Origin of the sequence: Pseudomonas sp. RA_5y_Pfl1_P24, assembly GCF_963970945.1 — a bacterium.
GTDB lineage: Bacteria > Pseudomonadota > Gammaproteobacteria > Pseudomonadales > Pseudomonadaceae > Aquipseudomonas > Aquipseudomonas tritici.
Window position 1 is genome coordinate 140,683 of record NZ_CAXAOJ010000002.1, and the last position, 20,119, is coordinate 160,801.

The window sequence follows — 20,119 nt, forward strand, 5'->3', positions numbered from 1 at the left end:
GTGCGGCTCAAGTGCATCAAACTGGCGGGGTTCAAATCCTTCGTCGATCCAACCACGGTGAACTTCCCCAGTAATATGGCAGCGGTGGTCGGGCCCAATGGTTGCGGCAAGTCGAACATCATCGACGCCGTACGCTGGGTGATGGGCGAGAGCTCGGCAAAAAACCTGCGCGGCGAATCGATGACCGACGTCATCTTCAACGGCTCCACCAGCCGCAAGCCCGTCAGCCAGGCCAGCATCGAACTGGTATTCGACAACTCCGACGGCACCCTGGTCGGTGAGTACGCGGCCTACGCCGAAATCTCGATCCGCCGCAAAGTGACGCGCGACAGCCAGAACAGTTACTTCCTTAACGGCACCAAGTGTCGCCGTCGGGACATCACCGATATCTTCCTCGGCACAGGCCTGGGCCCGCGCAGCTATTCGATTATCGAGCAGGGCATGATCTCCAAGCTGATCGAAGCCAAGCCCGAAGACCTGCGTAACTTTATCGAAGAAGCGGCCGGCATCTCCAAGTACAAGGAGCGCCGCCGCGAGACCGAAAACCGTATCCGCCGCACCCACGAAAACCTCGCCCGCCTGACCGACCTGCGCGAAGAGCTGGAGCGCCAGTTGGAGCGCCTGCACCGCCAGGCCCAGGCCGCCGAGAAGTACCAGGAATACAAGGGCGAAGAGCGCCAGCTCAAGGCACAACTGTCGGCCCTGCGTTGGCAGGCGCTGAATGACCAGGTTGGCCAGCGCGAAGCGATTATCGGCACCCAGGAAATCAGCTTTGAAGCCCTGGTGGCCGAGCAGCGCAATGCCGACGCCAGCATCGAACGCTTGCGCGATGGGCACCACGACCTGTCCGAACGCTTCAATCTGGTGCAGGGCCGCTTCTATTCGGTAGGCGGCGATATTGCCCGCGTCGAGCAGAGCATCCAGCACGGCCAGCAGCGCTTGCGCCAGTTGCAGGATGATTTGAAGGAAGCCGAGCGCGCGCGCCTGGAAACAGAATCTCACTTGGGGCACGACCGCACGTTGCTGCTGACCCTCGGCGAAGAGCTGGACATGCTCAACCCCGAGCAGGAGATCACCAGCGCCGCCGCCGAAGAGGCGGCGGCGGCGCTGGAAGAGGCCGAAACTACCATGCACGGCTGGCAGGAGCAGTGGGACACCTTCAACCTGCAATCCGCCGAGCCGCGTCGCCAGGCTGAGGTGCAGCAGTCGCGCATCCAGCAACTGGAAACCAGCATGGAGCGCCTGGCCGAACGCCAGCGTCGTCTGCAGGAAGAGCGTGTGTTGCTCGCCGCCGACCCGGAAGACGCGGCAATCATGGAACTGAGCGAGCAACTGGCCGAAAGCGAAATGACGCTGGAGGAACTGGAAGCCAGCGAAGAACAGCAAGTGGAGCGTCTGGAGCAATTGCGTCAGCAACTGCAACAGGCGACTCAGGCGCAGCAGCAAGCCCAGGGTGATTTGCAGCGGCTCAATGGGCGCTTGGCATCCCTTGAGGCCTTGCAGCAAGCCGCCCTGGACCCAGGCACCGGTACGGCTGAATGGTTGCGCGAGCAGCATCTGGCCGAACGCCCGCGATTAGCGGAAGGCTTGAAGGTCGAGGCGGGTTGGGAGCTGGCGGTGGAAACCGTGCTCGGCGCCGACCTGCAGGCTGTGCTGGTGGATGATTTTGGCGGCTTCGACCTGGCCGGTTTTGCCCAGGGTGATCTGCGCTTGCTCAGCCCTGCGGCCGATGGCACACGGGTGCCGGGCAGTTTGCTGGACAAGGTCGAAGCGGCAATTGATCTGTCGCCGTGGCTGGGCCAGGTCACACCGGTTGAATCACTTGAGCAGGCCTTGGCCCAGCGCGGCCAGCTTGGCGTCGGCGAGAGCCTGATCAGCCGCGACGGCTACTGGGTCGGTCGCCATTTCCTGCGGGTACGCCGTGCCAGTGAAGCCGAAAGCGGCGTCCTGGCCCGGGGCCAGGAAATCGTCAACCTGAGCGCCGAACGCGAAGAACGCGAAGCCACCCTTGAAAGCCTGGAAACCGAACTGCAAACCCTGCGCGCCACCCAGCGCCAGCAAGAGACCGGCCGCGAACACCTGCGCCGCCTGTTGCAGGACGAAGCGCGCCAACAAGGTGAACTCAAGGCCCAGCTCTCCGCGAGCAAAGCCAAGGCCGAACAGCTGACCCTGCGCCGCACCCGTCTTGATGAAGAAGTCGCCGAAATGGGCGAACAACGCGCTCTCGAACATGAGCAGATCGGCGAAGCGCGCCTGCAGTTGCAGGAGGCCCTGGACAGCATGGCCCTCGACACCGAGCAACGCGAATTGCTGCTGGCGCAGCGCGACAGCCTGCGCGAACGCCTCGACCGCGTGCGCCAGGAAGCCCGCCAACACAAGGACCATGCCCACCAATTGGCAGTGCGCCTCGGCTCGCTGCGCGCCCAGCACAACTCCACGGCTCAGGCCCTTGAGCGCCTGGAGATGCAATCGGAACGCCTCACCGAAAAGCGCGAGCAGTTGAGCCTCAATCTGGAGGAGGGCGAAGCGCCGCTGGAAGAACTGCGCCTCAAGCTCGAAGAGTTGCTCGACAAGCGCATGACCGTCGACGAAGAACTCAAGACCGCGCAGATCGCCCTGGAAGACGCCGATCGCGAATTGCGCGACGCCGAAAAACGCCGGACCCAGGCCGAGCAGCAGTCCCAGCTTATCCGCGGTCAGCTCGAACAACAGCGCATGGAATGGCAAGCCTTGACCGTGCGCCGCAAGACCCTGCAAGACCAGTTGCTGGAAGACGGCTACGACCTGCACGGCGTGCTCAACACACTGACCGCCCAGGCCAATGAGAAAGAGGCCGAAGAAGAACTCGAACGCATTGCTGCGCGTATCCAGCGACTGGGCGCGATCAACTTGGCGGCCATCGACGAATACCAGCAGCAATCCGAGCGCAAACGTTATCTGGATGCCCAGAACGCCGACCTTGTGGAAGCCTTGGACACCCTGGAAAATGTGATCCGCAAGATCGACAAGGAAACCCGTAACCGCTTCAAAGATACCTTTGATCAGATTAATGCCGGTTTACAGGCGTTATTCCCAAAAGTTTTCGGCGGTGGCAGCGCTTACTTGGAACTGACGGGCGAAGATCTACTCGATACAGGGGTAACGATCATGGCGCGGCCTCCGGGCAAGAAGAACAGCACCATCCATTTGTTGTCCGGCGGCGAGAAAGCCCTGACCGCATTGGCCCTGGTGTTTGCCATCTTCAAGTTGAACCCGGCGCCGTTCTGCATGCTCGATGAAGTTGACGCCCCGCTGGATGACGCTAACGTTGGACGCTACGCACGGTTGGTAAAGGAGATGTCCCAGACCGTGCAGTTCATCTATATCACCCACAATAAGATCGCCATGGAAATGGCGGATCAGTTGATGGGTGTGACGATGCATGAGCCTGGCTGCTCGCGTTTGGTAGCGGTGGATGTCGAAGAAGCGATGGCGATGGTGGACGCCTAGCGGCGTAGCGTTTAGCTGCAAGCTGCAAGCTGCAAGTGAGTTGGCTTGAGCTTGAAGCTTATAACTTGAAGCTTGCAGCTCACCGTTGGCGCCAATGTACGAAAAGGCCATTGGAGAGCGAAGATGCCAATCCAATACATCTTTCGCCAACTGTGCTAATTTAATGTCAAATTTTCATATGCGTGGGCAAAACGTCAGTCAGAACATAGAGTTGGCGCCACGTTTTAAAGCGGTTTGCGCAGTGCTAAACCCCTTATTTTTCAGCATTTTTTATTAGAGGCACGGGATTACATGGAAATCGGTCTGCGCGAGTGGCTGATCGTCATCGGCATTATTGTCATTGCCGGTATTCTTTTTGATGGCTGGCGCCGCATGCGCGGTGGCAAGGGCAAGCTCAAATTTCGTCTGGACCGCAACCTGTCCAACTTGCCTGACGACGACGGTGCCGCCGAGCTGCTGGGGCCGCCTCGTGTGCTTGATACCCATAAAGAACCCCAGTTGGACGAGCACGACTTGCCGTCGATGAGCGCGCCGCTGCGTGAAGCCCGCGAGCCGTCGTCCAAGCGTGGCAAGCGCGCCAGTGCCAGCGCTGCCGAGCCGCATCAGGGCGACTTGAACCTCGACGTCGATGAAGGCCCGAGCTTCAGCAGCCGCGACGATGATTTCCCGGACGAAAATGTGGGCAAGACCTCCAGCGCGCCGCGCCAATCGGTCAACGACCAGCCCGCCGCCGAAGAAGTGCTGGTGATCAGCGTGATCTGCCGCGACGCCGCCGGTTTCAAAGGTCCGGCCCTGCTGCAGAACATCCTGGAAAGTGGCCTGCGTTTTGGCGAGATGGATATTTTCCACCGTCACGAAAGCATGGCGGGTAACGGCGAAGTGCTGTTCTCCATGGCCAATGCGGTCAAGCCGGGCACTTTCGACCTGGACGATATCGACCTGTTCAGCACCCCGGCGGTGAGCTTTTTCCTTGGCCTGCCAGGCCCACGTCACCCGAAACAAGCATTTGACGTGATGGTGGCCGCAGCCCGCAAGCTGTCCCAGGAACTGAATGGCGAGCTCAAGGACGACCAGCGCAGCGTCCTCACGGCCCAGACCATCGAACATTACCGTCAGCGCATCGTCGAGTTCGAACGTCGCGCCCTGACACAGAAACGCTGAGGCCTGATCTTAAGCGTTGCCTGTAGAATCCGTGCACTAACATATTGAGCAGCTTCGGCTGCTCTTTTGCTTTATGAGAGAACACCCATGACCGCCGCCCATACCCGCATCCTCGAACTGCGCGCTGAACTGGATCAGCACAACTACCGTTATCACGTCCTCGACGAGCCAAGCATTCCGGACGCCGAGTACGACCGGTTGTTCCATGAGCTCAAGGCCCTGGAGGCCGAGCATCCGGAGCTGATTACGCGCGATTCACCGACGCAGCGGGTCGGCAGTGCCGCGCTGTCGGCGTTCACTCAGGTGAAGCACGAGATTCCGATGCTCAGCCTGGGCAACGCGTTTGATGAAACCACCTTGCTGGAGTTCGATCGCCGGGTGACCGAAGGTCTAGACCTGCCCGCGGGCGATCTGTTTGGCGGTGGCGGGGCGGTGGAGTACAGCTGCGAGCCCAAGCTGGACGGCCTGGCGGTCAGCCTGCTGTACCAGGATGGCGAGTTGGTACGGGGTGCTACCCGTGGCGACGGCACCACCGGTGAAGACATCAGCGTCAACGTGCGCACCGTGCGCAATATCCCATTGAAGCTGCACGGCAGCGGCTGGCCGGCCACCCTCGAGGTGCGCGGCGAAGTGTTCATGTCCAAGGCCGGTTTCGAGCGGCTCAACGCCTCGCAACTGGAAGTCGGCGGCAAGACCTTCGCCAACCCGCGCAACGCGGCTGCCGGCAGCTTGCGCCAGCTGGACTCAAAGATCACTGCCAGCCGCCCGCTGGAATTTTGCTGTTATGGCGTGACCACCGATATCAGCGACACCCACATTGGCAACCTGCAGCAACTGAAGCAGTGGGGCATGCCCATCAGTCACGAGCTGAAGCTGGCCAAGGGCATTCAGGATTGCCTGGAGTACTACCGCGATATCGGCGAGCGGCGTAACAGCCTGCCGTATGAGATCGACGGTGTGGTGTTCAAGGTCAACAGCATTGCCTCCCAGCGTGAGCTGGGCTTCCGCGCCCGCGAACCGCGCTGGGCCATCGCGCATAAATTCCCGGCCCTGGAAGAGCTGACCGAACTGCTCGACGTCGAATTTCAGGTTGGCCGCACCGGCGCCGTTACACCGGTGGCGCGCTTGAAGCCGGTCAAGGTCGCGGGTGTCACCGTCTCCAACGCTACCTTGCACAACATGGACGAAGTCGCGCGCCTGGGCGTGATGATCGGCGATACCGTGATCATCCGCCGTGCCGGTGACGTAATCCCACAAGTCGTGTCGGTGGTGCTCGAGCGGCGCCCGGAAACAGCACGTGCAGTGCCGATCCCCGAGCGCTGCCCGGTGTGCGGCTCCCATGTGGAGCGCACGCAACTGGTCAAGCGCAGCAAAGGCAAGGAAACCGTGAGCGAAGGCGCGGTGTACCGTTGCGTCGGCCGCCTGGCCTGTGGCGCGCAGCTCAAGCAGGCGATCATCCATTTTGTGTCGCGTCGTGCCATGGATATCGACGGCCTCGGCGACAAGACCATCGAACAGTTGGTGGATGAAAAACTCATCGGCTCGCCGGCTGATCTCTACATACTGAATTACGAGCAGATTATCGACCTGGAAGGCTTCGCCGATATTTCCAGCAAGAAGCTGATTACCGCCATCGAAAACAGCAAGACCCCGACCCTGGCGCGCTTTATCTACGCCCTGGGTATTCCCGACGTAGGCGAGGAGACCGCCAAGGTGCTGGCGCGTTCCCTGGCCTCGCTGGAACGTGTGCAGAAGGCCTTGCCGGAAGTGCTGACGTACTTGCCGGACGTGGGCCTGGAAGTGGCGCACGAGATCCACAGCTTCTTTGAAGACAGCCATAACCAAGACGTGATCGGCGCGCTGCTGTCGCCGGATGAATGCGGCCTGCAATTGCAGGATCAGGGCGACCTGAGTGCCGAATTCGCCGCCAGCACCACGTTGGGCGGCTTGCTCGACAAGTTGCACGTGCCGAGCGTCGGCCCGGGCGCTGCGCAGAAACTGGCGGACAAGTTCGGCACCCTCGAGGGCGTGATCAAGGCGGACTGGCTGGACATGCGCCAGGCCCTGCCCGAGAAACAGGCCAAGGCCGTCCGCGACTTTTTCGACAGCGAAGGCAACGCCAACCGCGCCCTGGCCATCGAGCAGCAGCTCAAGGACTTCGGCATGCACTGGCTGAGCGAGAAGAAAGTCGTCGAAGGTTTGCCCGAAGCCGGGCACACCTGGGTGCTCACCGGCTCCCTGGAGCTGATGAGTCGTGACGTGGCGAAGGAAAAGCTCGAAAGCCTCGGCGCCAAGGTGGCGGGTTCCGTCTCGGCGAAAACCCATTGCGTGGTGGCTGGGCCAGGCGCCGGCTCCAAGCTGGCCAAGGCCAGCGAGCTGGGCTTGAAGGTATTGGACGAAGAAGCTTTCGTCGCCTTCCTGGCCACGCATAACATCACGGTCTGATTCTTACTGAACGATCTCTTACTGGCGATGCTCAGAGTTCCTACGCGCGCCCCGTAGCAGCTGTCGAGCGCCAGCGAGGCTGCGTTGGCGGCGATGCGGTGCAGACGGCGCTGGATGGGCAGTGTTGCCGATGCAGCCTCGCTTAAGCTCGACAGCTGCTACGCGGTTATTGTTGGTACTCAAGGCAGGAAAAGATCGCCATGTTCCGCTACTTCGAACAACTCAGTTCGCGCATCGCTGCACCGTTCGTAGCCGGCACATCTCGCGATAGCAAGGTGTGGCAGTGCCGCTGCGGCCAATCGCTGTTTTTTCGCAACAGCCAATGCCTGGCCTGCCAGGCGTTGTTGGGGTATCAAGCGCCACAAAGTCGCCTGTCCTCCCTGCAACCCGGGCCCGTCGAAGGCACCTGGCTACAGGACGACAACCTCGCCGCCGGCGCCTTCCGCCGCTGCGCCAACCTCGACACGCCGGCCGCCTGCAACTGGCTGATCCCGGCCCACAGCACCGCATCGCTGTGCGTGGCCTGCAGCTTAAACCGCACCATCCCCGACCTGTCGATCGCGGAAAACCACGATCGCTGGCGCAAAGTCGAAACCGCCAAGCGCCGCTTGGTCGCGCAACTGATCAGCCTGGGTTTGCGCGTGGTGCCCAAGAGTGCCGATGAAGATAACGGCCTGGCCTTCGACTTCGTCGGTGTCGACCTGGAAGGCAACGCACCCATGACAGGCCATGCGAACGGACTGATCACCCTCGATATCAAGGAAGCCGACGACGCCCACCGTGAAAAACTCCGCGTGCAAATGCGTGAACCCTATCGCACCTTGCTCGGGCACTTTCGTCACGAAGTCGGCCACTATTACTGGGATCGCCTGATCGCCAATACCCACTGGATTGAAGCGTTTCGCAACCTGTTCGGCGACGAACGCGCCAGTTATGCCGATGCGCTCGACCAGCACTACCAGAACGGCCCACGTGCCGACTGGCAGAAAACCTGCGTCAGTGCCTACGCCACCATGCATCCCTGGGAGGACTGGGCCGAAACCTGGGCCCATTACCTGCACATGATGGACGCGGTCGACACCGCCCTCGGCTTCGGCATGAGCGCCCGCACGATGGAGCTGGATTACCAGCCATTCCCGCTCAGCACGCTCTACGACCCTGAGCACCCTGGCGGTGCAGCGTTCCTGTCGTTCGTCAATGCCTGGATCGAACTGGCCGGCATGCTTAACGAACTATCGCGCAGCATGGGCCAGCCGGATTTCTATCCCTTCGTGCTGCCACCGGCGGTGATCGCCAAGCTGCACTTTATTCACCTAGTGATCCAGGAAGAGGGCTGCCGTGCGGAGGAGGTGGTACAGGCGCAGTAATCCGCCTTGTGTGGCAGCTCGGTAGCCCAGGCAGACCGAGTCGCCAGCAGCGCGAGCAAGCCCGGCTCCCACAGCGTTCTATATTGCTCCCACGGGCGCAGACAAGTGCTTGAGCCCCTTCATATTTTTTATCCGGCGCAATGGTTGTAACTTCCGATGAGATCGGTACAATGGCCCCGCTTGCCGAGAGGCAGGCGTCGTTATGGTGACTCCATCGGTCCCCCCGCAACGATTACCCGTGAACCTGGTCAGAGCCGGAAGGCAGCAGCCACAGCGGGAACATTGTGTGCCGGGGTGTGGCTGGTGGGGTTGCCTCCATAACGCTCCTCCTAGCAACATCCCATCACTTTCAATTCAAAAAAATGCTTTCACGCCATCTGCCATCGTGCAGTCCATGGCGGCATACTCCATGCCTGGCATCCGGAGACAGCACACGTGGAAAAAGTCGACGACCTCACGCGCGAAAAACTGCGGGAATGGCAGATGCGGCGCCTGGAGATCAAGGACCGTATTCAGTCGCATCCTGAACAGACCCTGGAATTGTCGAGGGTATTGGACCTCATGGACGACGAACACGCGCAAATCCTCAGCCAGGCGCAAATGATCCGGGTCGAGGAAGTGACGGATGCCCCGGGGCCGATCGCCGAGCCCGCGCCGCTGCCACTTCCGGGCGCCTGCACGCTGCAATTGAATGTGGCCGCGCAGAGCGCCGAAGACTTGAGCAGGTTGCTTGAGATGGCGGTTTTCGAACTCCAGCAGCAGATCAATGCGATGGCCTCTGGGGCTGACTCGCCGGCCCATTGCGGTGGCATGTCAGGCTCCCTGGGCGAGTATCGGTTCGAACTGGGTAGCCAGGACCATGCCTGATCCACGCGACGTACGTCGGCCCCTGGCTGCGAGGAACTATGCAACCGGAACACTTTGATTTATCCAGCCCCGTCTTCCTGCCTGTCACGGATGAAACCTGCACCGCACTGCTCGGCACGGACGGTGCCGAGGCCTTGGTCGGCCTGACGGACCCGGAGCTGGCCGCCGTGCTCGTCATCCAGAACCTGGCCCAGGCCGCGGAAAAAGACCTGACGTGCGCGGGTGCCGAGCGCATCCTGGAAAAGTTGCTCGGCTGGGCAGTCGATTCACCGCCTGCGGGCGCTGCGACGTTGCGGTCTGAGGCGCAACGGCTGTTCGACCCGCGCAAGCTGTACTTTGGTTTTAACGCGCTCAAAAGCGTGAACCTGCGCCTGCTTTCAGCTGAAGAAGTTGCGGCGCGGGATTACCTGTTGCCTACGGGTAAATGGGATATCGGCTACAAGGTCCGCCATCTGCGCAGCAATGATCCGTTCAGCCAGCAGATGATTACACCCCGGCATCGCGAACGCTGGCTCAGCCCGGCCCAGGACAAGCTGGTGCGCACCTTTCGCGCCAACTTGAATGAAGACTTGCATGTTCAAGGCTACGCGGGCATCGGCAAGAGCCACCTGCTCGGCGCGTTGATGGAGTGCCTGCGGCCTGAAAAGACCCTCATACTGGCGCGCACGCAAGCAAAGCTGGCGACACTTCGCGAACGTATGGGGTTGGGGCGCGACAGCAAGGCCGGCTCGACGTTTGCCGCGTTCGCCAAGGCCCTGTTGCACGGGCCACGCCCGCCCGCGCCGGCAGCGCCGGCCAGGTTGCCCGGCAAACTGGCTGTGGCGCAAACCCTGGATATCCATGGGTGGCGCGGGCACGATGGTCCAGCGACCGTCGAGGTGTGTCTCAAGGTGCTCGAACGCTATTGCCACTCCAGCCATCACAGCCTGTCGGCCAGTCATTTGCCGCATTTCAAACAACCGTTGTCAGGTGTGGATGCCCAGGTGTTACTGGAGTATTCCAGCCGTGTGTGGACTTACCTGGAGGCCAACCCGCAATGGGCCAGCCCACTCGCGTTCGCGGCGCTGTTGCTGATCAAGCGCGCGAGCCTCGACGGTTGTGTGGTGCCGCCTCGGTACACCCATGTATTGATTGATGAAAGCCAGGACATCCCGCCTTCGTTGTTGCAGATTATCGAACGCGGCCGCCAAGTGCTGATCACCCTCGGCGATGAGTACCAATTGGCCAACGGAGTGATGGTCAGAAGAAAGCGCGAAGTCCGGCACACCGACATCAGTTATTCCGTGCGCTCGGGCCGCAACGTCGAGCGGCTGGTCAACCCGTTGATCAGCGTGCACTCGCAGAAATGCAAGACCCCCTTCGAAGGCGCGCGGGATGCCGACGTCGGCATCGAACATTACCCCCAGGGCTTCGTGCCGCCGGAAGGCTGCGTGGTGTTGACCGCCTCGCCTTGGGACACCATGAAGTGGGCCATTCAGTTGCAGCAGGCCAACTGCCCGTTCGGGTTCCCCGACAACGCGGCGCAGCAGGACCTCCAACGCTTCATGGTCAGCGCCATCGCCTTGTTCAAGCCGCAGTTCTACAGCAACGAGCACAACGAGAACGGGCCGCACGTGTATTTCAGCGACATGGCTGACTGGCAACAGGTGCGTGATGCCAGCCAGTTCGATGAGTCGTTCCTGTGGGTCGAGAGTGAGCTGGAAAAAGGCTTCAATGTCGCCGATATCACACGCTTGAACCGCCTGGGCGGGGTCCCCGGCAAGCGTTGCCTGCTGATGCTGGCGGAAGAGGCAGGTGGCATGGAATTCGATCGGGTGCTGCTGACCCCTGAGCTGCTGACCAACGTGAAGTTCAAGGATGCCTACGCGTTCGACCAGCGGATCTGTGCCGTGTACATCGCAATTTCCCGCGCAAAGCAACAGCTTTACGTCCCTTACGATGTGGTCGAATGGCTCGAGTACCACAATTATCAGGGATTCAGCGGGTCGCACGGTTACTGATTGAACTCACAGGCCCTGGCGGCGAGCAGGTCAGGCCGACGATGGGGCCTGCCTGCTCAGCGGCATTACGGCCGGTACACCGGGAATGCCTTGATCAACGGGACTATTTCCGGGCCCATCGCCTCCACCGTTTTTGGCGGATTGCTCGGTGTTGGAATGTTCCTGGCAAAGTGAAAGATGATGGTCTGGCCGGTGCCACTGTCCCGGTAATATTTGAAGAAACTGACTTCAGAGAAGCGCCCATCCTTGCGCAGAGACTCGGGGAAATACATCACCAAATACACGATGCCGGTGGCATTGTCCGTCGCCAGTATCGACGGCATATTCGGGTTTTCCTGCTGGTGAAGCCGGACGGTATTCTTGGCGAGGTCGAGGGGTTCGAAACGGTTCATCTCGCGAGGGACCACGGTAAAATCCACCATCTCATTCCAGGCATCGACGCTTTCCTGCGCCGGGAAGTATTCCCACAGGCCGGGTTTCTGAAATTTCAGGACGAACTTCTTGCCGTCGAACACCACCGATTTGGTTTCGGCAATGGAGGGGCGCGACAGGTCGGGGGCAATAGTGGCTGGGGGCGAAGCGCAACCGCAGAGCAGGGCCAAGGCAGACAAAACAACTAGCGTGATTTTCATTTCAATCCTTGAAAATAGTTTGAGGCAGGTATCTTGCGCGAAAGACAGTAGTCCAGCCGGCGGCTGAATACCGCCTATTTAGTTGAGAAACTGCATTTTCCCGATCTGTCCTTGAGGGCTCCCTCACAGCTTTAAAACACTTTCTGAACAACCCCAAACCACCTTGTTAGTTTCCGCCAGCCACTTGTTTCAGAATATGACAAGGGCGAGCAATTGATATTGAAGTGCTATCACTTCTTTAGCTAACAAGGATGTCTGTGATGAAAAGCCTGCAAGGGTTACCCCGTCTTATCAGTGCTTCGGTAGGCACTCCCGGTAAAGCCCGCAACTTGCCCGCCGATGTGCAGTGCATCCAGTATTTATTCAATCTGATCATTCCCAAACTGGGTTTTCCGCTGGCCGAGAATGGCAAGTGCGATGGCCAGTTGGTGCAGTGCATCAGCCAGTACCCGTTCCGTCACCTCAAATACGCCCACCCCGGTTGCTTGAACGTGCTGATGCCAGAGATCGCCACCGGCCTGGACTTGACCCAGACCGCGAACAAGAAATGGATCGGCCTGGCGAAGGTGTCCGCCGACAAGGCGTACCTGCTGAAAACCCCAAGTGCCAAGGCGGCTAAGCGCCCCTACATTGTCAAAAACGACGTGGTCGGCGTGCTGGCCTTCAAGGATGGCTGGGCGCAGGTCGAGTTCATCAATGCTCAGACCCGTTCGTTTACCGGTTGGATCAGCCAGGATCAGTACAGCCGTTTGTCTGCGCCTAAACCCTAGCCACGCGCCCCAGGCAGACAGAGCCCTACTCAGAACCTCCGATTACGCCGCAACGTGCCACGCACGTTGCGGCGTTCTCATGTCCGGGTTCAGGCTTTGTTGCGGTTGAATAGCTTACGGATCACGGCGAACAACGCCACCACGCCAATCACCAGGAATTTCTTTGCAGCCAGCAGGAAGATGCCGATTTTGGCGAACAACCCGGCTTTGGCTGCAATCCCGCCGGCGACCAACGCAGCGAGACCGTAAGTGGCAAGCTTGTCGGTGCTTGGGTTGAAGTCGGTATACAGGTTGCCGTCGGTGAAGTTGGTAAAGGCCAAGACCTTGGGCAATTCCTGCTTGATGGTGGGCAGGTCGGCCATGGCGGCGACGGCATTGAGTTCCAGCACGCCTTCACGGCCAAGCACACGGATGCTGTAGTTGAGGGTGGTCTGCTCGACGTCGTCGGCCTTCAGTTCGCGGGCCCAATACATCTTGTGGGTGCTGTCGTCGTAGTGCGGCGGCTCGGCCCAGCCCAGCAAGTGCAAGCCGGCGTAGCCTTGTTGCTGGCGTTCTTTGTTTTCGGCCTCGTCCTCTTCCTGCATCTGTTTGAGCAGTTCGGCGTAGTCGATTTTTGCGGCGTCCTCGTCGGAAATGTGCCCGTCGGCCTTGTAGCTGACGATCACACCCCAGCCACGCTCCGACAATGGGCTAACCGCTTTCGGCACAATCATGCCCAGGGTCTTGAAACCCGGCGGGTTGCCCCAGCCATCCGTCAGCAAGCGCTCGGTGTCGGCGGGGTCGAGGTAATAGAACTCGTCGTTGAGCTTGAGGGTTGCAATGCCACTGGGCAAGGTGACCGTGCCGGTCTTCTGTTTGAGGGACTTGAGGAAATGTTCGGCCGTTTCGGCGGGCGCACTGGCTTCAACGGGCGCGGGTGGGGAAGCGGCAAAGGCGGGGAAGGCAGGCAGGCTCAAAGCGGCCGCCGCCAACAACAGGCGGAAGTAATTCATGGTAGTCCCTTACATTTTGAATTAATTTCGCAAAATAATAACTGAAAGGACCTGCTACGGGTTAGCGAAAGGTCTCCCGCAACAGCCCGGCAAACGCATCCCGCGCCAGGTGCCGCTGGATGTCCTTGTGCCAGAACAGCAGGTTGTCCACGGCCTGCAGTTCATCAAATCGGTACGACGCCAACTGATTGGCCTGCTCATAGCGGGCCAGGATGCCTTCGGGCGCGAGCGCCACGCCAATGCCCGCGCTGACGCAACCGATGATCGTGCCCCAACTGGCATAGCTGGCGATGGCCGGCTTGAAGGCGTGGGGCTTGACCCAGCTCTCCAGCGCCGCCCGATACGGGCAGCCGGGGGGCCACACCAGCAGGGTGCGGCCGGCGAGGTCCTCGGCGCTGTGGATCGGTGCGCTGGAGGCGCTGGCGATCAATACGAGGCGTTCGCTATAGACCACGCTGTGCTCGAGCTTCGCGCTTTTGTTGCCGGCTGCCACCAGCGCCACATCCAGGCGGTGGTGTTGCAGGTCATCTAGCAGTTCGCCCCAGGCGCCGGTGACCAGCTCCAGGCTGACATCCGGGTAGCGCCGGTGATACTCCGCCAGCAGGGGCGGCAGACGGCCGCTGGCGCTGGACTCCACCGCACCGATGCGCAGGGTGCCACGGGGAATGGCGTTGGCGTTCACCGCGCGTTTGGATTCGTCCACCAATGCCAGAATGCGCTCGCAATACTCCAGGAATATCTCACCGGCAGCACTGATCGCCAGCCCGCGCCCGGCGCGGATAAACAGGGGCGTGCCCAACTCGCCTTCCAACTGCTTGATACGCGTGGTGATGTTGGACGGCACACAGTGCAATTGCAGGGCAGCATGGGCCACGCTGCCGGTCTGCGCCACGGCTCGCACCATTTTCAGTTGGGCCAGTTCCATTACTCAGTTCCAGTGAATTCAGAAGTCAGAAACGCTTAATTGTCCTACGCCTTGCCCGGGCCAAGACTGACGGCATTCCTTCTCAGTTTTCGGATGCCGTCGATGAACACCCCGTCACCCCTGAAGCTTACGCTAGTCATTGCCAGCGTCATCCTCTGTTGGGCCTATTCGCCGATTGGCGTGCACATGGGGCTGCACAGCTACAGCCCTGGGCAGCTCGCGCTGCTGCGGTTTCTGATCGCTTCGCTGTTCATGGCCGGTGTGGCGCTGGTGATGGGCATCGGCCGGCCGCGCCTGCGGGATGTGCCGTGGCTGCTGGTGTTGAGCTTTTTCGGGGTGTTCCTGCATCACACCAGCCTCAATTATGGACAGCAATTCGTGAGTGCGGCGGCGTCCAGCGTACTGGCGCAATCGGCACCACTGTTCAGTGTGTTGATCGCGTTTTTCTGCTTGAAGGAGCGGGTCAGCCTCTGGCGCTGGAGCTGCGTGTTGCTTGGCTTGCTCGGCGTGCTGGTGGTGATCTGGGGCGATCACGGCATGGGCGATATCGACCCGCGCGGTGTGCTGATCCTGCTGGCGGCGGTGTCGTGGAGCCTGTACTTCGTCATCCAGAAACACTATGCCCATCGCTATAGCCCGCTGACGATGGCGTGCTACATGGTCTGGGTGGGCACGTTGATGCTCTGCGTGAACCTGCCAGGCCTGCCCGCTGCCATGGTGCAGGCGCCGCTGCCGGAAAACCTTGCGGTGCTGGTGCTCGGGATTTTCCCCAGTGCTTTGGCGTACCTGGCGTGGGGCTACGTGTTGAAGCATGTCGAAGTCAGCCGCGCCTCGGTGGCGATGTACCTGATCCCGCCCGTCGCCATGGTGATGGCGGCGACGTTGCTGGGTGAGCACATCGCCCTGCAAGTGGTGCTGGGCGGCATGATTGTGTTGGCCAGCGTGGCAGCGATCAGTCTGGAAGGGCGTTGGCGGTGGCCTCTGCGGTATACAGCTTGATGATTTCGTCGATCTCGTCCGACATCCTCATGCGCAACAAGGTGCGCAGGATTTTTTGCACCGGCACATTCGGATCATTGCGCACAGTGCAGCCCAGGTTCTGCTGATCGATCACCGCGACCTTGTGCAGGCGTTTGCCGACCGGCATCCGCTGGTTGAACCGGTCGAGTATCCATTCATTGGTCACGGCGAACTTGAAGCGCCCGGCCACCAGTTTTTGCAGCACCTGCTCTTCGCTGCGGGCATCGTCACGGCTGAGCTGGCCGCTGGCAAACAAAGGCTCAAGGGTGGCGTAGCGATAATTGAGCACCGTGCCGATGGCCTGTGGCGCAAGTTTGCCAACCTGAACCGGCTGCGCAGGGATCTGAGTGCTGACCAACAGGTTGCGCTGCACCATCAACGGGATACTCCACGTGTAATCACCCGACAGGTTGTCGACCCAGGCCTGGGTGACATAACAGCGCACATCAATCTCGCCATGCTCCATGGCGCTGGAGATTCGCGCGCGTGCCAATACGTGGAATTCGGCCGGGTGACCGACCTGGGTGGCCAGGCTCAACATCAAGTCATACAAAATGCCCTGAGTGGGCCGTCCGTGCTCCAATTGCACCATGGGCATCGCCCAGCTGTCGGAAACCGAGAAACGCAACGGTGCGGGCGCTGCCAGGCTCGCCGTGGTGATCATCCATAAGGCGCCCAGGACTACGCGCATATGCTCTCCGGGTTCAGGCCTTTTTGGGGCCAATCAGGAGAGCTTAGTCAGATTAGGCGAGCGTGCCGGATGCAATTTCCCCCTTGCTCCGCTAGCATTACCGGCTTCCGCTTCCCAGTTGCGACGGTTTTCGATGAGTTATCAGGTTCTTGCACGTAAATGGCGTCCGCGCTCGTTCCGCGAAATGGTCGGCCAGACCCATGTGCTCAAGGCTCTGATCAATGCCTTGGACAGCCAACGGCTGCACCACGCCTACCTGTTCACCGGTACCCGGGGAGTGGGCAAGACCACCATTGCGCGCATCATCGCCAAATGCCTGAACTGTGAAACCGGTATCACTTCGACGCCCTGCGGCACCTGCTCGGTGTGCAAGGAAATCGACGAAGGGCGTTTCGTCGACCTGATCGAAATCGACGCCGCGAGCCGTACCAAGGTCGAAGACACCCGCGAGCTGCTGGATAACGTGCAGTACGCGCCGAGCCGTGGCCGCTTCAAGGTCTACCTGATCGACGAAGTGCACATGCTGTCCAGCCATTCCTTCAACGCCTTGTTGAAAACCCTGGAAGAGCCGCCGCCCTACGTTAAATTCATCCTGGCCACCACCGACCCGCAGAAACTACCGGCAACGATTTTGTCGCGGTGCCTGCAGTTCTCCCTGAAAAACATGACCCCCGAGCGAGTGGTCGAGCATTTGACCCACGTGTTGGGCGTCGAGAACGTACCGTTTGAAGACGATGCCTTGTGGCTGCTCGGCCGCGCCGCCGATGGTTCGATGCGGGACGCCATGAGCCTCACCGATCAGGCCATCGCCTTTGGTGAAGGCAAGGTCATGGCCGCCGACGTGCGCGCCATGCTCGGCACCCTCGACCACGGCCAGGTATTCGACGTGCTGCACGCGCTGATCGAAGGCGACGCCAAGGCGTTGCTCGAAGCCGTGCGGCACCTGTCGGAGCAAGGCCCGGACTGGAACGGCGTGCTCTCGGAAATCCTCAATGTGCTGCACCGCGTTGCCATCGCCCAGGCCCTGCCGGAAGGGGTCGACAACGGTCATGGCGACCGCGACCGCGTGTTGGCCCTGGCCCAGGCGTTGCCGGCCGAAGATGTGCAGTTCTATTACCAGATGGGCCTGATCGGTCGCCGGGACCTGCCTTTGGCGCCGGACCCGCGCGGTGGCTTTGAAATGGTGCTGCTGCGCATGCTGGCCTTCCGGCCCGCGGACGCTGCCGATGCGCCGAGACAGCCGTTAAAGCCAGTGGGGATCAGCCAGGCCACAGTTGATTCCGCCAAACCAGTGGCTGGCGCGGCAGTGGTTGCGCCAGTGGTGGCTGCACCCGCGCCGGTCGCGCCGGCACCTGAGCCAGAGCCTGTGGTTGCTGCGCCAGTGGTCGAGTCGGAACCGATCGCCGAGCCTGAGCCGGTCGTCGATTTGCCCTGGAATAATCCGGTAGACGCCGACGCTGAAGTCGAGCAGGTGCCTGCCGTGGAGCCTGTGCTGGAAACCAGCAGCGAGCAGCCCGAGCTGACGCCGATGCCCAAGCCGACCCCGGACAGCGTGGTGCCGGATGCCCCTGAGTGGGCCTCTGCGCCTGCCCCCGAGCCAACCGTGGCCCAGGTGGAAGCTGCCACCCCAGGCATCGACCTCGACGACGAACCGCCGCTGGACGAAGACTACATTGAGCCGGACATGGATTCGGCCTACAGCTACCTGGACGACCTGGCCAGCGAACACACCGCCGAGCCGGCCCCTGAGCCCGAGGCGGAACCCGCTTCAGCCCCGGCCACCGGCCTGGCGCTGCAATGGCTGGAGCTGTTCCCGAAACTGCCGATCTCCGGCATGACCGGCAGCATCGCGGCCAACTGCACGCTGATTTCCATTGAAGGCGACCACTGGCTGTTGCACCTGGACCCGGCCCACAGCGCCCTGTTCAACGCGACCCAGCAGCGCCGCCTGAACGATGCGCTGAACCAGTACCATGAGCGCACGCTGACCATCGCCATCGAGCTGATCAAGCCTGAGCAGGAAACCCCGGCCCAGGCCGCGAGCCGCCGGCGTATCAACCGCCAGCGTGAAGCGCAAGACTCGATCCACGCTGATCCGCTCATCCAGCAAATGATGCAACAGTTCGGTGCGGTCGTCCGTCACGATACTATTGAACCCGTCGAAGCCCCGGTGCCCCAAGCGTCATAACACCGGGCCAATCATTGATCCACGTACTTTTGAGGTGATTCCCATGATGAAAGGTGGCATGGCCGGCCTGATGAAGCAGGCGCAGCAGATGCAGGAAAAGATGGCCAAGATGCAGGAAGAACTGGCCAACGCCGAAGTCACCGGTAAGGCCGGTGGCGATATGGTCAGTGTGGTAATGACCGGTCGTCACGACATCAAGCGCGTGAGCATCGACCCAAGCGTATTGCCAGGTACCAGCGAAGATGATCTGGAAATGCTCGAGGCGCTGTTCGCCGCGGCCGTCAACGACGCCGTGCGCAAGATCGAAGCCAACAGTCAGGAAAAAATGGGTGGCGTGACCGCTGGCATGCAACTGCCACCGGGCATGAAGCTGCCGTTCTGATCGGCAAGCCTTAGCTAGACTCAAATGCCAGGTCTCGTGCCTGGCATTTTTTTTACTCGCCCTACGGGAAGGTAACTCTATAGAACCTCGGCGTATCAGCCGGTGTCTGCACTTGATAGCGATGAATTCGATTACCGTTAAAGGAGCACCTTCATGCCTCAAGAACCGATACTGAACCAGCGCATCGTCCTGGTCTCACGCCCCCAGGGTGCACCCACCCCGGAGAACTTCCGCCTGGAGCGGGTGAGTCTGCCGGAGGTGGCAGACGGCCAGGTCCTGCTTAAGACGCTGTACCTGTCACTTGATCCCTACATGCGCGGCCGCATGAGCGACGCACCGTCCTACGCAGCTCCAGTGGAAATCGACGAAGTGATGACCGGCGGCGCTGTCAGCCGTATCGAGCAGTCGCGTCATCCGAAATTCGAAGTGGGCGACCTGGTGGTCGGTGCTACCGGCTGGCAGAGCCACAGCATTTCCGATGGTCGCAACCTGATTCCGGTGCCAAAAGGTCTGGCCAGCCCGTCGATGGCCCTGGGTGTGCTGGGCATGCCGGGTATGACCGCCTACATGGGGCTGATGGACATCGGCCAGCCCAAGGAAGGGGAAACCCTGGTAGTGGCAGCGGCATCCGGCGCGGTCGGCTCGGTAGTGGGGCAGGTGGCCAAGCTCAAGGGCTTGCGCGTCATCGGGATCGCCGGGGGGGCGGACAAGTGCCGCTACGTGGTAGACGAATTGGGCTTTGATGCCTGCATCGACCATAAGAGCGCGGACTTTGCCAACGAATTGGCGCAGGCGTGCGACAAGGGCGTGGACATCTATTTCGAGAACGTCGGCGGCAAAGTCTTCGACGCCGTGGTGCCCTTGCTCAACCCCAAGGCGCGCATTCCGCTGTGCGGGTTGATCGCCGGCTACAACGCCCATGAAGCCCCCAGCGGGCCGGATCGCTTGCCGGCGCTGCAACGCACCTTGCTGACCAAGCGTGTGCGCATTCAGGGCTTTATCGTGTTTGATGACTACGGTGATCGCCAGCCCGAGTTCCTCAGCGCCATGGCGCCGTGGGTGCGCGATGGCAAGATCAAGTTCCGCGAAGATGTGGTCGACGGCCTGGAGCAGGCGCCGCAAGCCTTCATCGGTTTGCTGGAGGGACGCAACTTCGGCAAGTTGGTGGTGCGCGTCGCACAGGATTGAGC

Annotated in this window: 15 protein-coding genes and 1 other RNA gene; 12 read left to right on the forward strand and 4 right to left on the reverse strand. The window is 61.0% G+C overall.

What is annotated here, in order from left to right; translation table 11 throughout:
- The 7 genes from smc to AACY30_RS03235 all read left to right on the forward strand — a co-directional run bounded on the left by smc (position 1) and on the right by AACY30_RS03235 (position 11,329).
- Complete coding sequence (gene smc / locus AACY30_RS03205; protein WP_339539693.1) at positions 1-3,489, forward strand: chromosome segregation protein SMC; 3,489 nt, start codon at positions 1-3, stop codon at positions 3,487-3,489.
- Between the two features lie 291 nt (positions 3,490-3,780).
- The gene (gene zipA / locus AACY30_RS03210) at positions 3,781-4,650 is read left to right on the forward strand and encodes a cell division protein ZipA (RefSeq protein WP_339418773.1); all 870 of its coding nucleotides are present in this window, start codon (positions 3,781-3,783) and stop codon (positions 4,648-4,650) included.
- 87 nt (positions 4,651-4,737) lie between these two features.
- The gene (gene ligA, locus AACY30_RS03215; protein ID WP_339539695.1) at positions 4,738-7,095 is read left to right on the forward strand and encodes an NAD-dependent DNA ligase LigA; all 2,358 of its coding nucleotides are present in this window, start codon (positions 4,738-4,740) and stop codon (positions 7,093-7,095) included.
- A 200-nt stretch (positions 7,096-7,295) separates the two neighbouring features.
- Entirely contained in the window at positions 7,296-8,462 is a 1,167-nt protein-coding gene (locus AACY30_RS03220; protein WP_339539698.1) for a zinc-binding metallopeptidase family protein, read from the forward strand.
- A gap of 212 nt (positions 8,463-8,674) precedes the next feature.
- An RNA gene (gene ffs, locus AACY30_RS03225) (signal recognition particle sRNA small type) lies at positions 8,675-8,771 on the forward strand.
- A 126-nt stretch (positions 8,772-8,897) separates the two neighbouring features.
- Positions 8,898-9,329 carry a hypothetical protein gene (locus tag AACY30_RS03230; protein ID WP_339539701.1) on the forward strand — a complete coding sequence of 144 codons (432 nt, stop codon included), beginning with the start codon at positions 8,898-8,900 and terminating at the stop codon, positions 9,327-9,329.
- 38 nt (positions 9,330-9,367) lie between these two features.
- Positions 9,368-11,329: a hypothetical protein gene (locus tag AACY30_RS03235; protein WP_339539704.1), complete on the forward strand. Its 1,962-nt coding sequence runs from the start codon at positions 9,368-9,370 to the stop codon at positions 11,327-11,329.
- Positions 11,330-11,394: 65 nt separating this feature from the next.
- On the opposite strand, the gene AACY30_RS03240 is transcribed toward AACY30_RS03235, so the two are convergent.
- Complete coding sequence (locus AACY30_RS03240) at positions 11,395-11,961, reverse strand: hypothetical protein (RefSeq protein ID WP_339539706.1); 567 nt, start codon at positions 11,959-11,961, stop codon at positions 11,395-11,397.
- Positions 11,962-12,221: 260 nt separating this feature from the next.
- Between AACY30_RS03240 and AACY30_RS03245 the strand changes: the two genes are divergently transcribed.
- The gene (locus AACY30_RS03245; protein ID WP_339467926.1) at positions 12,222-12,731 is read left to right on the forward strand and encodes a hypothetical protein; all 510 of its coding nucleotides are present in this window, start codon (positions 12,222-12,224) and stop codon (positions 12,729-12,731) included.
- An 89-nt stretch (positions 12,732-12,820) separates the two neighbouring features.
- Here the strand turns inward: AACY30_RS03245 and AACY30_RS03250 are convergent, their stop codons facing one another.
- Both AACY30_RS03250 and AACY30_RS03255 read right to left on the reverse strand, forming a co-directional pair.
- Complete coding sequence (locus tag AACY30_RS03250; protein WP_339539708.1) at positions 12,821-13,723, reverse strand: DUF2167 domain-containing protein; 903 nt, start codon at positions 13,721-13,723, stop codon at positions 12,821-12,823.
- A gap of 61 nt (positions 13,724-13,784) precedes the next feature.
- A complete protein-coding gene (locus AACY30_RS03255) occupies positions 13,785-14,648 on the reverse strand; it encodes a LysR family transcriptional regulator (RefSeq protein ID WP_339539711.1) in 864 nt (287 codons plus the stop codon).
- Positions 14,649-14,750: 102 nt separating this feature from the next.
- Between AACY30_RS03255 and AACY30_RS03260 the strand changes: the two genes are divergently transcribed.
- The gene (locus tag AACY30_RS03260) at positions 14,751-15,647 is read left to right on the forward strand and encodes a DMT family transporter (RefSeq protein ID WP_339539714.1); all 897 of its coding nucleotides are present in this window, start codon (positions 14,751-14,753) and stop codon (positions 15,645-15,647) included.
- Here the strand turns inward: AACY30_RS03260 and AACY30_RS03265 are convergent.
- On the reverse strand, positions 15,601-16,359 hold the full coding sequence (locus AACY30_RS03265) for a substrate-binding periplasmic protein (protein WP_339539717.1): 759 nt from the start codon (positions 16,357-16,359) through the stop codon (positions 15,601-15,603). The genes AACY30_RS03260 and AACY30_RS03265 overlap by 47 nt on opposite strands.
- Positions 16,360-16,492: 133 nt before the next feature.
- On the opposite strand from AACY30_RS03265, the gene dnaX reads away from it, so the two are divergent.
- The 3 genes from dnaX to AACY30_RS03280 all read left to right on the forward strand — a co-directional run bounded on the left by dnaX (position 16,493) and on the right by AACY30_RS03280 (position 20,117).
- Positions 16,493-18,547: a DNA polymerase III subunit gamma/tau gene (gene dnaX, locus AACY30_RS03270; RefSeq protein ID WP_339539719.1), complete on the forward strand. Its 2,055-nt coding sequence runs from the start codon at positions 16,493-16,495 to the stop codon at positions 18,545-18,547.
- Between the two features lie 43 nt (positions 18,548-18,590).
- Positions 18,591-18,929 (forward strand): YbaB/EbfC family nucleoid-associated protein, encoded by a 339-nt coding sequence (locus tag AACY30_RS03275; RefSeq protein WP_049712036.1) that lies wholly within the window; start codon positions 18,591-18,593, stop codon positions 18,927-18,929.
- A gap of 153 nt (positions 18,930-19,082) precedes the next feature.
- On the forward strand, positions 19,083-20,117 hold the full coding sequence (locus tag AACY30_RS03280; RefSeq protein ID WP_339467939.1) for an NADP-dependent oxidoreductase: 1,035 nt from the start codon (positions 19,083-19,085) through the stop codon (positions 20,115-20,117).
- The last annotated feature ends 2 nt before the right edge of the window (positions 20,118-20,119 follow it).

Bases quoted from the DNA above. Each gene is read 5' to 3' on its own strand.
- AACY30_RS03220 (WP_339539698.1), top strand. From the start codon at position 7,296: ATGTTCCGCTACTTCGAACAACTCAGTTCGCGCATCGCTGCACCGTTC.
- AACY30_RS03235 (WP_339539704.1), top strand. From the start codon at position 9,368: ATGCAACCGGAACACTTTGATTTATCCAGCCCCGTCTTCCTGCCTGTC.
- ligA (WP_339539695.1), top strand. From the start codon at position 4,738: ATGACCGCCGCCCATACCCGCATCCTCGAACTGCGCGCTGAACTGGAT.
- AACY30_RS03245 (WP_339467926.1), top strand. From the start codon at position 12,222: ATGAAAAGCCTGCAAGGGTTACCCCGTCTTATCAGTGCTTCGGTAGGC.
- dnaX (WP_339539719.1), top strand. From the start codon at position 16,493: ATGAGTTATCAGGTTCTTGCACGTAAATGGCGTCCGCGCTCGTTCCGC.
- AACY30_RS03280 (WP_339467939.1), top strand. From the start codon at position 19,083: ATGCCTCAAGAACCGATACTGAACCAGCGCATCGTCCTGGTCTCACGC.
- zipA (WP_339418773.1), top strand. From the start codon at position 3,781: ATGGAAATCGGTCTGCGCGAGTGGCTGATCGTCATCGGCATTATTGTC.
- AACY30_RS03250 (WP_339539708.1), bottom strand. From the start codon at position 13,723: ATGAATTACTTCCGCCTGTTGTTGGCGGCGGCCGCTTTGAGCCTGCCT.
- AACY30_RS03260 (WP_339539714.1), top strand. From the start codon at position 14,751: ATGAACACCCCGTCACCCCTGAAGCTTACGCTAGTCATTGCCAGCGTC.
- AACY30_RS03240 (WP_339539706.1), bottom strand. From the start codon at position 11,961: ATGAAAATCACGCTAGTTGTTTTGTCTGCCTTGGCCCTGCTCTGCGGT.
- AACY30_RS03265 (WP_339539717.1), bottom strand. From the start codon at position 16,359: ATGCGCGTAGTCCTGGGCGCCTTATGGATGATCACCACGGCGAGCCTG.
- AACY30_RS03255 (WP_339539711.1), bottom strand. From the start codon at position 14,648: ATGGAACTGGCCCAACTGAAAATGGTGCGAGCCGTGGCGCAGACCGGC.
- AACY30_RS03275 (WP_049712036.1), top strand. From the start codon at position 18,591: ATGATGAAAGGTGGCATGGCCGGCCTGATGAAGCAGGCGCAGCAGATG.